General features: G+C 71.7%; 13 protein-coding genes and 1 pseudogene. 11 read left to right on the forward strand and 3 right to left on the reverse strand.

From position 1 onward, the window contains the following. Nucleotides 1-12 precede the first annotated feature (12 nt). From OG309_RS36445 to OG309_RS36485, 9 genes are read left to right on the forward strand one after another with little or no spacing between them, the layout of a single operon-like run. Entirely contained in the window at nucleotides 13-798 is a 786-nt protein-coding gene (locus OG309_RS36445) for a SagB/ThcOx family dehydrogenase (RefSeq protein ID WP_329427659.1), read from the forward strand. Then, complete coding sequence (locus OG309_RS36450) at nucleotides 785-1,840, forward strand: JmjC domain-containing protein (protein ID WP_329427661.1); 1,056 nt, start codon at nucleotides 785-787, stop codon at nucleotides 1,838-1,840. Before OG309_RS36445 ends, OG309_RS36450 begins: the two co-directional genes overlap by 14 nt. A 2-nt stretch (nucleotides 1,841-1,842) precedes the next feature. Then, nucleotides 1,843-2,958, forward strand: coding sequence for an insulinase family protein (locus OG309_RS36455; RefSeq protein WP_329427662.1), 1,116 nt, complete (start codon nucleotides 1,843-1,845; stop codon nucleotides 2,956-2,958). Next, nucleotides 2,958-3,530, forward strand: coding sequence for a hypothetical protein (locus OG309_RS36460; protein WP_329427664.1), 573 nt, complete (start codon nucleotides 2,958-2,960; stop codon nucleotides 3,528-3,530). Before OG309_RS36455 ends, OG309_RS36460 begins: the two co-directional genes overlap by 1 nt. Beyond that, on the forward strand, nucleotides 3,524-4,777 hold the full coding sequence (locus OG309_RS36465) for an MFS transporter (protein WP_329427667.1): 1,254 nt from the start codon (nucleotides 3,524-3,526) through the stop codon (nucleotides 4,775-4,777). The genes OG309_RS36460 and OG309_RS36465 overlap by 7 nt, the downstream gene beginning before the upstream one ends. Beyond that, a complete protein-coding gene (locus OG309_RS36470; protein WP_329427669.1) occupies nucleotides 4,774-6,231 on the forward strand; it encodes a class I adenylate-forming enzyme family protein in 1,458 nt (485 codons plus the stop codon). The genes OG309_RS36465 and OG309_RS36470 overlap by 4 nt, the downstream gene beginning before the upstream one ends. Further along, nucleotides 6,228-6,710 carry an acyl carrier protein gene (locus tag OG309_RS36475; RefSeq protein ID WP_329427670.1) on the forward strand — a complete coding sequence of 161 codons (483 nt, stop codon included), beginning with the start codon at nucleotides 6,228-6,230 and terminating at the stop codon, nucleotides 6,708-6,710. Before OG309_RS36470 ends, OG309_RS36475 begins: the two co-directional genes overlap by 4 nt. Beyond that, a complete protein-coding gene (locus OG309_RS36480; RefSeq protein WP_329427672.1) occupies nucleotides 6,707-8,134 on the forward strand; it encodes an AMP-binding protein in 1,428 nt (475 codons plus the stop codon). Before OG309_RS36475 ends, OG309_RS36480 begins: the two co-directional genes overlap by 4 nt. A gap of 54 nt (nucleotides 8,135-8,188) precedes the next feature. Continuing rightward, entirely contained in the window at nucleotides 8,189-9,208 is a 1,020-nt protein-coding gene (locus OG309_RS36485) for a serine hydrolase domain-containing protein (RefSeq protein ID WP_329427674.1), read from the forward strand. Nucleotides 9,209-9,490: 282 nt separating this feature from the next. Here the strand turns inward: OG309_RS36485 and OG309_RS36490 are convergent, their stop codons facing one another. Continuing rightward, complete coding sequence (locus OG309_RS36490; RefSeq protein WP_329427676.1) at nucleotides 9,491-9,919, reverse strand: hypothetical protein; 429 nt, start codon at nucleotides 9,917-9,919, stop codon at nucleotides 9,491-9,493. Nucleotides 9,920-10,162: 243 nt separating this feature from the next. On the opposite strand from OG309_RS36490, the gene OG309_RS36495 reads away from it, so the two are divergent. After that, entirely contained in the window at nucleotides 10,163-11,188 is a 1,026-nt protein-coding gene (locus tag OG309_RS36495) for an ArsR/SmtB family transcription factor (RefSeq protein WP_329427678.1), read from the forward strand. A gap of 43 nt (nucleotides 11,189-11,231) precedes the next feature. Here the strand turns inward: OG309_RS36495 and OG309_RS36500 are convergent, their stop codons facing one another. Continuing rightward, a complete protein-coding gene (locus OG309_RS36500; protein ID WP_329427680.1) occupies nucleotides 11,232-12,056 on the reverse strand; it encodes a class I SAM-dependent methyltransferase in 825 nt (274 codons plus the stop codon). A 98-nt stretch (nucleotides 12,057-12,154) separates the two neighbouring features. On the opposite strand from OG309_RS36500, the pseudogene OG309_RS36505 reads away from it, so the two are divergent. Then, nucleotides 12,155-12,558, forward strand: a pseudogene (locus OG309_RS36505) (pyrroloquinoline quinone biosynthesis protein PqqE); the annotation flags it as partial. A gap of 143 nt (nucleotides 12,559-12,701) precedes the next feature. On the opposite strand, the gene OG309_RS36510 reads toward OG309_RS36505, so the two are convergent. After that, nucleotides 12,702-13,745, reverse strand: a complete 1,044-nt coding sequence (locus tag OG309_RS36510) for an Lrp/AsnC family transcriptional regulator (protein ID WP_329427682.1) — start codon at nucleotides 13,743-13,745, stop codon at nucleotides 12,702-12,704. Between the last annotated feature and the right edge of the window lie 32 nt (nucleotides 13,746-13,777).

Consider the following 13,777-nt stretch of genomic DNA (forward strand, 5'->3'; position numbering starts at 1 on the left):
GACACGATGACGATGGCGGACAAGGAAGCGACGGCCACCGCGCTCGACTTCCACCGCGGCACCCACGCCGATGCCGCGATGCTGGCCGACTGGCAAATGCTGCCGACCGACCAGTGGCCGGACGAGTGGTTCACGTACAACGAGAAGGTCTACCCACGCCTGGACGGCACCCCGCTGCCGGTCCCCGGATCCCCTCCTTCCGCGGCGGGCGCCGACTGGCTCGAACGCCGGACCAGCACCCGCACCCCTCTCGACGAGATGACGCTCGCCGACCTCGCCCACGTCCTCTGGTACACGACGCACTCCCGGCCGGCCGACCAGGACGGCCCCCTCGACTGGCACCGCCCGTACCCCTCGGCCGGCGGCCGGCTGGGGTGCGAGTTCTACGTCATCGCGCAGAACGTTTCGGGACTGACCTCCGGGGTCTACAACTACCAGGTAAGACAGCATGAGTTGGTGCGCCTCCGGGCGGGACTGACTCCGAAGGTCCTGCGCTTCCTCTTCGGCGACGGATGGACGGCACGCACCTGCGCCTTCGTCGTCGCGACGGTCTCGCTCGACCGGCTGGAGACCAAGTACGGCCAACGGGGCTACCGGTACGGCCTCGTGGAAGCCGGCGCGGCCGCCCAGACGCTCTGTCTCGTCGCGGCCTCGGCATCCCTGGGCACCTGCGTCATCGGCGGATTCGCCGACGTACCGATGGGCCAACTCCTCTTGTGCACACCGAACTCGGAACTCCCCGTGCTGGCCGTCGCCTTCGGCGACATCGAGGAGGGACGAGCCGATGCTCGTGACTGACCACGCGGTCGACAGCGTCCTGGGCGTGTCGCATGCCGAGCTGTCCGAGGCCATGGGCAGACGGTGGTTCCACAAGACAGGCGCCCTGAGGCCGGAGGCCACGTTCGGATGGAACGCCCTCAACAAGGCACTGCGGTACGGGAATCTGGGCACCGACCAGGTCCGCCTGGTCGGCGGCGACGTGGCGACCGAAGAACTGTTCCACCGCGCCGTCGCGGGCGGCTCCCGGGTGTACCACCGGATCGCCCCGCAGGCCGTACACCGGGGGCTCGACAGCGGTGGCACCCTCGTCATCGACCAGCTCGACCTGGTGGACCCCTGGGCCGACCAGGTGGCGCGCGCCCTGTCGGGGGTCTTCTCGGCGCGGGTCCAGGCCAATGTCTACGCCTCGCTGCGCGGCGCGCCGGGCTTCGGCGCGCACCGTGACACCCATGACGTCTTCGTCGTCCAGGGCAGCGGGCGCAAGCACTGGACCGTGGCGCCGGGCGACGGCACCGACGAGGTGCGCCTCACCATGGAACCGGGCGACGTCCTGTATCTGCCCGAGGGCACGACCCACGACGTGGCCACGCACGCGCAAGGATCCCTGCACATCACGTTCGCCGTCCCCCGGCCGAACCTGCAAGAGCTCCTGACATGGCGGGCCGCTGATTCGGGCGGCACCTTCCTGCGCACCGCCGTCGACCCGTCCGACCCCGCGGCCGCCGCCGCGTCCGTCGCGCAGTGGGCGGGACGTGTCGTCGGCGAGGCCGACATCCGCCGCTTCCTGGAGGACGCTGTTGGCGGCGCCATGGCACCCTCCTGCACGAACCTGCCCTATGCGTGCGGTGACCCGTCCGTTCTGGAGGGACTGTCCGCGCGGCGGTCGTTCGTCTGCGTCCTGCCCGACGGGGCCACCGACCACGCGCGGGTCCTCGCCCGGCTGACGGCGACCGACCGTACCCCTGTGAAGGAACTCCTCGCTGGCGTCGCGGTGGACGACCCGGTCGCCGTCGTCGGCGATCTCATGCGGTGGGGCCTGATCGACGTGTCGGAGACGTGAGCATGCGCCGCACACGAGAAGCGGAGGCCGGTTTCGGCTGGTCCGAGCAGCGGGGTGACACCGCGGCCCTCGCGCTGGTGTTCCCGGCGGGCTTCGCTGCGGAAGGGGCCGACCGGCCGGGCCTGGCCCACTTCACGGAACACATGATCATGGCGCCGTCGGGGGGACGCGCGGAACCGTACGCGTCCCTCGAAGAGGCGGGCTGCCTCCTGGAGGCCCGGACACGAAGGGACCACATGACCGTCACGGTCAGCGGGCCCCAGGACTCCTTCCTGGACGCCGTCGGTACCGTCGTGGCCCATCTCGCCGACCTGGAGCGGCCCGACGGCACCGCCGACCGCCAGGCGGAGATCATCCGCAACGAGGTGCTGGACAAGACCCGGCTCGCGCCCCAGTCGGACACCTGGCGCTGGTGCGTGCCCACCCCCGACGGGCCGATCGGACTCGACCACGACCCGATCACCTCACCGGCGCTGTCGGGATCCGTCGGCCATGCCGGGACCTGGCGGGCCTTCGCCGCGGAGCGGGTCCGCCTGGACGGGTGCGCCGTCGGGCTGGCGGCGGACCCGACCAGGGTCCGCCCCGAGGACGTGGCGTCGTTGCTCGGTCCGAGGACGTGGGGAGAGCGGGCCCCGGCCTCGGCGCCCGCGCACTTCAGGGCCGCGGGCGTGCGGCGGCACGCGCTCGTCGTCCCCGTCGTGGACGACGGTCCGTCCGGGCAGGCCGCCGCCCTCGTGGCCGGACACCTGTTCGCGGCCAGGGCCGCGACGGTCCATCGGCGGCGGCCCGCACCCGTACGGTACGGCCTGTTCGACGAGTGGTTCAGCGAGAGCGGACCGACGGCCCTGGAAGTTCCGCTGCCGGTCGGATTCGACCCGACGGCACACGAGCACGAGCTGCTGCGAAGCCTCCGCGCCGCTGTCGACCCCGGCCGGACGACACGTGCGGGTGAGCAGCTGTCCGAGCAGTGGCGTACGCGTACCGAAACGGCCTCGGCAGGCGCCCGATCGATCGCCTGGGCCGCGTTCGCGCGACATCACGGCGACCCGTTCGTCCACGTCGACCTCGACCTCGTCGCGCGTCACCTGGAGACGATCACCGTCTGGGAGGAGCACTGATGCCCGGCCCCGCGACCCGGACGACCCGCTGGGGCGAGGGCATGGACCTGCTCCGGCGGCCCTCGCACTTCGCCGCGACCGTGCCGGTCCCCCTCGCGGGCCCCGATGACGTCCTGGCGTGGCTGTGCCTGTGCGAAAGCCTCGCCGGAGGGTTCACGAGCCCGTTGACCCGCGCGGGACGGCTCGACGGCACGCTCTTCCGCGTCAGGCTCGCGCTCCTGCCCGGTGCAGGGGAGGAAGGCGTCCTGGCCCTGACGTTCACAGCGTCCGCGCACACCGAGGCGGCCAATACCCGGGCCGTGCTCCACGCCCTGACCGCGGTCGTGCACCAGGACCCGGTCGCGCTCCCTCCATGGCGGAGCGCGGCACGACGCCTCTCCACCCGCCTGGCCACCACCGACCCCATGCCGCCGTACTCGCCTTGGCGGCGTCACCCGTACGACGCGCACCTGGACGACCCGGTGGCCTGGGCCACCCGCACCCCGCCGCCCCAGTCCCACCGGCAACGGCTCGCGGTGCTCCTGCGGGCACTGTCGGAGCACGGCGCGGGCACGGAAGGACACGCATGCTGACACCCCCCTCCGCCCCCGAGAAGGCGACGGACCGCGTCCGCCTCCTCCGCCGCGTCAGTACGGTCTCCAGCCTTGAGGACGGCGCCTTCACCGTCGTCCTCCCGGTCCTCGCGCAGAAGTCGGCCGGCAGCATGGGCGTGGCGGCCGTCTTCATCGCCGTCACCGCTCCCTGGGCCCTGGCATCGCTGCCCCTCGGCTACCTCGCGGACCACCTGTCGCGGACACGGCTCGCGAAGGCGGCCGCGCTCGGACGCCTCGGCTTCGCCGCGCTCCTCGCGACCCTGCCCCTCTGGGGCGGCTACGACCAGTGGCTGTTCACCGCCGTGGCATTCGGCCTGGGCACCTGCGGCGTGGCCTCGGAGATCGCGCGTCAGTCCCTCGTACCGCAACTCGTCGCCCAACCCGAGGACCTGGTCGCGGCCAACGTGGAGATCGCGAAGGTCTCCCAGCTCTACGGGGCGTTCGTCGGGCCCCTGCTGGCCGGGACGCTCCTGTCCTGGAACCAGTCGCTGACCACGACGGTCCTGGCCGTCCTCGCCGTTCTCACCCTCCTGTTCACCCTGCGGCTGCCACCCGTCCCGCCCTTGCGGGACGAGCCCATGCGGCCGCGGACCATGGTCGGAGACGGCCTCGGCGGATTCCGGTACATCTGGCGCACCCGCACCCTGCTGGCCCTCGCCGCGTCGAGTTGCCTCGTCTCCGTCATCTGGTACGTCTGGGAGACCTCCTTCACGGCCTACGCCCTCGCCGACGACGGCCTCGCGGCCTCCGACCTCGTCTACTCGCTGCTGCTCCTGTCCGGGGCAGCCGGCGGGTTCGTCGGCGCCCGGCTGGTCCAGCGGATGCTGCGCGCGTTCCCCCTGAGCACCGCGCTGTCACTGAGCCTGGTCGGCTGGACCGTGTGGTTCGCCGTGCCGGCCTTCACGTCGAACTGGTTCGCCGTGGCCGGCAGCCTGCTCGTCGGCGGCTGCAGCGGCCTTCTGTGGAACACCATCTCGATCTCCGTACGGCAGCTGGTGACGTCCGTCGAGATCCTCGGCAGGACCACGGCCGCCTACCGCGTCATCACCAGGACCGGCCGCGTCATCGGAGCCGCGCTCGCCGCCCTCCTCATGGCGCACATGCCGTGGCAGCACATCCTGGCCGCGTGCGCGGGCGCCATCGCCCTGACAGCCCTCGGCCTCCACCTCCTGTACCGCGACGGCACCGCGAACGGTGCGGAGCCGCTGACGAAGGAGCAGGGATGACGACACCCGCGTCCGTTCGTGGACCGCGGCCACCGGCCACGGACTGGACACCCCGCGCGACCCTGGTGCTGCACACCCAGGACGAGGGCATCGAGGTGCTGCGCCCCGAGCACCTCGCGGAGCGCCTTCCGCACGTGAGGGAGCGGCTTCGCCGGTCCGCGGGCGACGACCGAAGCGTCTGCCTCGTGCCCGACCCGCGACAGCCGTTCGCGCACTACCTGACGGAGCTCCTCGCGGCACTCGCGATGCCGCACCCGGTGGCCCTGCTCCACGCCGGAAGCCACGCCTCGCCACTCGCCGAGCTGGCCGGGCACGGAATCCGGGCCTGCACCCTCCGCACAGCCGCCGGCCACGAGCCCCTCCCCGCCGCCCCCGCGCCCCTGCCCGACCAGGCCCTCCTGCTGAGGACGGGCGGCTCCAGCGGCCGGTCCCGCTTCGCGGTCAACACCAGCATGCGCCGCGCGCTCGTACGCGACCGCAGACTGAGCCTCGCGCGCGCTGTCGGCCTGCGCGACGGGGCACGGGTCCTGCTCGCCGGCCCGGTCGGCCACGCCGCCCACCTGAGCATGCTCCTGGACACGGTGAACCACGAGGCCGAGGTGCATCTGTACGAGAGCCCCGACCCGGCGCGGGTCCTGCCCGACATCCGCCGCCACGGCATCCAGTGGCTCACCGCCACCCCCTTGCACCTGCGCATCATGATGCGCCAGATGCGAGACGCCCGCGGCACGGCGGAGCTCGAAAAGCTCGTCCACATGAGCGCGGCCTGCGGCGAACCGGTCAAGAGGTTCTGGCACTCCGTCCTCGGCCCCGAGAACGTCTACGAGGTGTTCGGCTCCTCCGAGGGCATCGGCACCACGATCGCCCGAGGCGACGAATGGGAACGCCGTCCCGGCACCGTCGGCAGGGGCTTCTACACCTCCGTGGCCGTCCTCGACCCCGCGGGCCGCCCCGTACCGGCAGGTGAGCCGGGCGACGTCTACTTCGCCTACGGCGCTCCGGCGCGCCCTCTCCACGTCGGCCACGGGGACCACGTCCGGTGGACGGGCAACGGGCTGGTCGGCATCGGCGACCGCGGCTTCCTCGACGACGACGGCTTCCTCCACCTGGAGACCAGACCGCAGCTCCGCATCACGGTCGGCGGCACCACGGTCGTGGCCACGGACGTCGAGGACGCACTCCTCGCGTTCCCGTGGGTCCACGACGCGGCAGCGGCCGGCATCGCCAACCAGGTGACGGGACAACGCGTGATCGGCTTCGTCGTGCTCGACGCCCACGCCCCGGCCACCTGGGCGGCCGAACTCGCCGCGGAACTGCGCCAGAACCTCCCGGCGGCAGCCGTACCCCGCCACGTGTTCGCCGTCGACTCCGTCCCCCGGGCCCCGTCCGGCAAGGTCGACCGCGCCGCGATCGCAGCCCTGGCCGACGCACACTCCAGGAAGGAAACAGAATGACGCACACGCTCCTCGACAACCCGAACTTCAGCGGCATCCGGCGCCGCACGCCCGACGGCCGGCACGTGGTGGCCGTGTCCCTCCGGTCCTACATGTCCGTCCCCGAGATCAGAGCCGCGCTGGCGGAGCTCCTCGGCGACCAGGCGGGCGAGATCGACTTCGCCGTACTGCACGCGGGGGAGGAGGCGACCGCCGACGCGGTCAGTGACACCACGCTGCTCACCGGGAACTTCCACGCCATGCACGCCCCAGGGAGCGTCGTGGAGACCGAGCTCGCGGAGCGGATCACGCTGATGATGACCGAGGACGCGGTCGTGAGCATGTCCGACAGCATCGGCGACCTGGGAGGGGACTCCCTCATGTGCCTGGAGCTCAGCGAGGCACTCATCAGCATGTGGGGAGTGGAGATCGACCCGGTGGAGATCTTCCGCATGAACTCCCTGAAGGAACTGGCCGACGACATCGAGGCCAGGCGGTGACGTCCCGGTCGCTGGACCTCCTGGCCGGCGCCGCACCCGACGCACCGGCCCTCCTCGAGAAGGCCCGCGTGGTGACGCGCGGGCAGGCGCGCACGATGACCGAGGAGACGGCCCGCTTCCTCGGCGACGACCGCAAGAAACTCGTGATGGTCGAGAACCCCCGCTCGCTACCGGGAGCCCTGGCCTGCCTGGCCGCGCTGCGCGCGGGACACGCGGTGCTGCCGGTCGAGGCCCTCACCCCCGACGACGCCCGGACCTACATCGACAGGCTGCGCCCCGACGTGCTGGTCGGGCCCACGTGCACAGCCGCAGCGGACACCCCGGCCGGATACGGCCGCCCCGAGACCGCCCCGCACATCGGGACGGTCCGCCGCGCACCCGGCAGTCAAACCACCTCACTCGCAGAGGAGTTGGCCCTAGTACTGCGCACCTCCGGATCCACCTCCCACGGCAGGCTCGTGCGCCTCTCGTACGACAACCTCGCGAGCAACGCCGCAAGCATCGGCACGGCGACGAGCATCCGACCCACCGACGTCGCGGCGACATCGCTGCGCATGGACCACAGCTTCGGACTGTCCCTGTTCACCTCCCACCTGGCCGCCGGCGCCGCCGTGGGACTGCTCACCGCCACGCCCAGCTCCGACCGCTTCTGGGCAGAGGCCAGGATCCTCGGCGCGACCTGCGCGGGCCTGGTCCCCTCCACGGCCCGGTTCATCCTGCGCAGCCACGAGTCCGCCGCGAAGCTGGCGACCCTCAGATCCCTCCTGGTCGCCGGAGGGCCGGCGAGCCCCGACGAACTGCGCCGGCTGCGAGAACACGCCCGGTCGGTGTACTACATGTACGGGCAGACCGAAGCGACGGCACGCATGACCTGTCTGGACCCGGCCGCCGCCGCCGACCACGAGGGCAGCGTCGGGACCCCCGTGCCGGGCGGACACATCGAGATCCGCGGCCACGACGGAACCCCGCTCCCCGAAGGGCGCCTCGGCGAGGTCTACTACCGGGGACCGAACGTCATGCTGGGATACGCCGGTTCGCGCGCCGACCTGGCCCTGCCGGACGTCACCGGCGACACCCTGCGGACCGGCGACCTCGGCCGCGCCAGGGGCGGCATGCTGTACCTCGAAGGCCGTATCGACCGGCAGGTCAAGGTACTCGGGCAGCGGGTGAACCTCGACGCCGTCGAGGCGACGGCGACGGCGACGCTCGGCGGAACGGCCACAGCCGCCGTGCACACCGCGCCCGACGAGGTCTCCCTCTACGTGGAGGGAGACCCGGAGCACATGGAGTGCCTCCGCGCAGCGGACCTCGCCTACCTGGGAGTCCCGCGAGGATCCCTGAGACTGCGTACCACGCCACGGCTCCCGAGAACACCCTCGGGAAAGATCAGATACGCGGCCGTAGGCCGTCACGGCACCGCCTAGAAAGCAGCGGGTATCGTGACCCTGCCCCGACACGCAGCGAAAGGCGCATCAGCCATGAGCCTGTCCGAACCCGCGGCACGGATCCGCTCGTTGCTGGAAAAGTGGGTCGCACGCAGGACGCTCCTCGGAGCCCAGGTCTTCCACCGGCACGACGGCGACGTGACCGACATCGCGGTGGGAGAGGCCGCTCCCGGAGTCGCGGCCACCCCCGATGTCGTCGGCCGTGTCTACTGCGCCAACAAGTCCGTCCTGGCCGTCACGGCCGGAGTCGCCTCGCAGGAGGGGCTGCTCGACCTGAAGGACCCGATGGCGCGCTTCTTCGACAACTGCGCCCCCTCCATGGCCACGGTGACGGTCGCCGATCTCCTCGGGCACACCTCCGGTCTCCCTACCGCACTCCACAAGAGCACCGGTTCCCTGGAGGAGCGGGCCCGCCGCATCGTGGCCTCCGGCTCGCGCCAGCCGGGCCCCGCCCGCTACAACACACAGAGCGCCGCGGCCGTACTCGGGTCGGTCCTCGAGCGCCTGTACGGGCTCCCGCTCGCGGACGTCGTCGACGAGAAGGTGGCCCGCCCCCTGGCGCTGCGCGACCTGGCGCTCGTCCCGCGCCCGCACCAGCAGTACGTCCCGCTGCACCGCCGGGACGGCACCATGCGCTTCGTCCCGGTCGCCGACGAGGACATGGGTCTCCACCCCGCGAACCCGGGGCAGGCGGGCGTCTCCACGGCATCCGACATCGGCCGCCTCCACGCGGACCTCGTGGACTCCCTGCGTGGCGGAGGCAAGCTCCTCGACCGCCCGACGGCCGCGGCGCTGTGCGCGGTGAACGCCACGGTGCAGCTGCACGACCTCGGCGCCCGCAGCTGGGGCCTCGGCGTCCAACGCGACCTGCACGAGGGCATCCTCGGCGAAGGCTGGAGCCCCGAGACCTTCGGCCACATCGGCACCACCCCCCGCCGCATCGTCACCCTCCACGCCGCCGACCCGGCCTCCGGCCGCGTGATGGCCCTGCGCCTGTTCAGCGTCGCGGAGATCAACGACCGCTGCGTCCAGGAACTCACCAGAATCGCGTGACAGCCGCCCCGCCGGGCAAGACCACCTTCGGGAAGCATGAAGCCCATGGCCGAGGTCCCCGGCTTCCGCCGGGGACCTCGGCTGCCGGGCCGGGCCGGGTGGCGTGGCCCGGCAGCGGCATGCCTGCCGTCGGCCGGGCGTGATGCCCTGCCCCGTCGGTCGCCGTGCCGCCCGACCGCCTCGCCGCAGCCTCGAACGGGGCACTCCGCCTTCCCCTACGCCAGATCCTCCCTACCCCCGAATCGAGGGAGGAGCCAGCGCCTTGGAGGCGGCGGCGCCGCGTCAGTAGACGCGGAGGCAGTTCAGGAGAGTCGTCGTACCGATCTCGCGGTCGCACGCCCAGACCCGTATGTTCTTCTTGTAGTTGAAGCTCCACGAGTCGAAGGTGTTGACCTTGCTCGCGTAACGGTTCTTGTGCGTCCACGCGCCGTTCGCCCACGTGTCGAACTCGAGGGCCAGCACGGCTTCGAGCTTGTTGTTCGGGATCGCGTCGCGGGCGCCGGCGTAGGAGAAGCTGCCCGCGTAGTAGGTGTAACCGCCGGCCGTCCCCGCCGCGTGCCACTCGTACCCGCCGCTCACCTCCGCGTTCTTGCTGGAGCTCAGGCCGTACAGGTTGACACTCGTCGCACTGGCGGGGCCCGCCAGTGCGACGACCAGCGCGGATGTCAGCGCTGCGGATCCGAGAACCGTGCGCTTGAGAACGGGTCGCATGTCTTGCTCCTCATGAGTCGGGGCCGGCGCAGGAAAGCCGAATCAGGTCCACGTGCAGCGGCGAGGTGCCTGCTCAGGCGCCCTTCTCCCTGCCTCGCCGCCACAACGATCCTCACGGCTGCCGCTGCCGACGGCCACGCCTTTCGGTCTCGACCGAAGCGCCTGACGCAAAAGGATCTGGGCTTGTTCCGATCAAGGGAGGAAGGTCAGTTCTCGGCCGGTTGAGCGAGAGGGAGGAGTGACGTGTCGATGCTTCGCATCCACCTCAGCCAGGAGGATCTGGCCAGGACCCGTGTGATGGACACGTGGGGGCCGCTGGGGGAGACGCTTCTCAGCCTCACGACCCTGCAGCAGGTCAAGGGGCCTACGGTGCTCGGCAGTTGGCGTCAGCAGGTGCGGCAGGCATGGGGCCCCGTCCTCCACCCGGCTGCGACGCTGTTCCAGAGTGCCTTCCTGGACCTGTTCACGTTGACCGGGCCGACCGCGTCGTGGGAGGAGGGCCTGGAGGCGCTGCGCGGCGTTCGCCCGGACCTGATGCGCGAGGAGCTCATCGGGGCAGGCGAGTTACGTGAACTGATGACGGGGAGCACCGAACGGTGGACGGGGCTGGCATGGGGAGATCCCGCACACGACCGCGCCGACCGGCGGGCGCTGGTGGACTTCCTGGACGGATATCACCAGGTGGCGGTGGCTCCTCACTGGTCGCGGATCCGAGCCCGGCTGCAGCAGGAACAAGCCGCCCATGCCCGGGCCTTCGCCGAGAAGGGGGTGGAGGCGCTGCTGGCCGGGCTGCCGCCCGGGTTCCGCTGGCGCTCGCCGGTACTGGAGATCGGACGCGGCGCACAGGTCAAGGACCTCCGTCTCGACGGACGTGGGCTGATGCTGGTGCCGTCGGCGTTCTACCAGACCCGGCCGAACGTCTTCCTCAGCCCCGTCGACAGCCAGCAACCCGCGGTGCTGTTCGTCCCCGTCCTGCGTACCGTCGGCGATGTCGCCGGTGTGCTGACCACCGCACCGGGCGGGACCCTGAAGGCCTTGAAAGCGCTGCTCGGCCGGACCAGGGCCCACGCCCTGGACGCCATCGGGGTGAGCGCTTGCACGACGAGTGAGCTCGCTCAGCGCTTGGGGATATCTCTGGCCAGCGCCAGCGAACACGCCACTGTGCTGCGGCAAGCCAATCTGATCGCCACCACCCGGCACGGCAGCGCCGTCCACCACGCCCTCACGCCCCTGGGGTCCAGCCTCCTCAACGGCACACCCTCCTCCTGAACGGTGGAGTTGCGCAGTCGGCGGCCGGGCGCGCCGGCGCCCGCTAGGGGCGGCTGGCGGTGATGACGTAGTAGTCGAGGAAACCCTTCTCCCAGGCGTGGAGGAAGTTCCTCGGCCAGGTGCCCGGTTTCCACTGGGCGGACAGCCAGTGGTCCCAGCCCGGCCAGACCGAGGGGCCGATGGACTCGCAGCGGACGTCGACCATGCCCGACCAGGCCAGAGCGTCGGTGAGTTCGGACGGTGTACGGGCGATGTCCAGCCCGTCCGCGAAGGTGTCGAGCAGCTCGGCCAGCCGAGGCGCGCCGGCGGGGTCCGGGGTGAAGAAGCTGGTGATGGCGGTCCGCCCTCCGGGCCGCAGCACCCGGGCGGTCTCCGCGGCGAAGAGTGCCAGGTCGTCGAAGTGCTGGGCGGCCTCCACGCTGTAGACGCAGTCGAACTCGGCGTCCCCGAACGGCATCCGCTCGGCCGCCCCGCGCGCCAGCCGCAGCCGCTCGACCCCGCCCACGTCCAGCAGATCCGCGTTCGCCCGCCGGGCGCGGTCCAGCTGCTGGGGGTGGATGTCCATGCCGGTGACCTGGGCGGGACCGTACTCCGCCAAGGCCAGCGCGCAGCCGACACCCAGCCCGCACCCGACCTCCAACAGCCGGGCACCGCCGAGGGGCCCCGCGGAGTCGAGCACCTGCCGGTACAGGTCCTGCTGGCTGCGGATCCTGTCCTCCACGGTCGGCGGACGGTCCAGGTCCTCGGGCTGCCAGTAGCCGAAGTTGATGAACCCACCCGCGAAGACGGGCACCGCACTGAGGTCGGCGGGGCCGTACGTCTCGTGTACAGCGGCCCGCATCCCGTCGGGCCGGTCGGCTTGAGTCATGAACACACCTCCGTGCTCAGTGTGTCCAACGGGTGACGTTCTGTCGATGTGGTGCGTCGGTGCGTCGGTGCGTCGGTGCGTCGGTGCGTCGGTGTCGGAGAGCCGCAGCGCTCGTACGCTCCTGCGGCCTGCCCCTAGGCCTCAACGTCGTCCTGCACCGGGGGAACCTCGACGCGATCGACACGATCATCGAACTGGGCCTGTCCTGGGGCGTGGACCGTATCGAGGTGGCCAACGTCCAGCTCTACGGCTGAGGTGGGTCGGCCCCGACCACTTCGACGGCGTCGCCAAGCCGTGGATGGGCGGCTGGGGCGCAGTCTCCCTCACCGTCACCCCGGAGGGGACCGCCCTTCCCTGTCCTGCCGCGGGAATCCTGCCGGATCTCGACCCGCCCAACGTCCGCGGCCACGCGCCGGCCTGGATCTGGGACCACGCCGCAGCCCTCACCCGCTATCGCGGAACCGAGTGGATGACCGAGGCCTGCCGCACGTGCTCCCGCCGCCGGCACGTTCCGACCACGAGGACGGCATGGCCGAGCCACCTGAGGAGCCCGCGCGCGACTGGTCACGTCGCCGTTCGGCTCTGCGGTGCCCGGCTTCGACGTGGCCCGCGTCACGGGACCCCTTCGCCTGCTGGAGCCGTGGGTCATACGCGGGGCAGTGCGAAGGGGATGTGTCCCGTCGCGAGGCCGGTGGTGTCGAGGAGGCGGCCCATGCGCTTGCGGGAGCGGAGGAAGACGGTGCGGTCGCTCACCTTCAGCTGGGGAAAGCGCTCGGCGAGCTGCGCCTCGAAGGGGTCGATGGCGTGCAGGCCGCGGAGCCAGAGCATCACGAGGAGGTTGTCGGAGCCACTGACGGAGACGGCGAGGCGGACTTCCTCCATCCGGGCCAGCGCGCTGCCCGTGGCCGCGAGGTGGCTGTGGGGGACCGCGGTGCGGTAGAGCACCACCGTCGAGAGTCCCGCGAGGGGATGGGCCAGGTCGCAGCGGAAGGTGATGTCGCCGTCGCTGATCATCCGCTGGAGCCGACGGCGGGCGGTGTGTTCACTCATCCCTGCCTGCACCCCGAGCTCGGTGTAGCCGAGGCGTCCGTCGACGCCGAGGGCCGCGAGCAGGGCCTGGTCCTCCGGCGCCGGCGGGTGGTGCATGCGGGCGCTGTAGACGGTCGAGCGCGCGGTGCGCGGCGCGGAGAGTTCCGCGTGTCCGGCGGGTTCCATGGCCCGCATCCGCCAGTCCCCGCCTTCGCCGTACAGCGTGATCCCGAGCCGGGTCCGGGTGGACCGGACGCCCTTCAGGCCGCCGATCAGGCCGTGTACGGAGCGGCCGAGGGAAGGCAGGTCGGCGGCGGCGACGGACGCCAGGAGGTCGAAGTCGCCGGCGGTCTCGTCGACGCTGAAGACCCAGGGCATGTCGGCCAGGGCACGGCTGATTCCTTCGAGGGACCGCGGCCGGCACCGCACCTCGACGTAGGCGACGGTGGCCGATTTCGCCGCGTCGTACGCGGTGACCCAGGCCAGACCGTTCAGGCGCAGCCGTTCCCAGCGCCGGGCCACCGTCGTCGCGTCCACACCGAGCGCCCGGCCGATCTGCGACCACGGTGCCCGGGGGGCCGCCTGCAGGGCGTCGACGAGCGCGAGGTCCAGTTCGGAGAAGCGTACGTCCGCACGGGTGTCGCGGGAATCGGGTGTCACGGCGCCCTCTCTGATGCTTTCCTGCAATTCTC

Origin of the sequence: Streptomyces sp. NBC_01268 (assembly GCF_036240795.1) — a bacterium.
GTDB lineage: Bacteria > Actinomycetota > Actinomycetes > Streptomycetales > Streptomycetaceae > Streptomyces.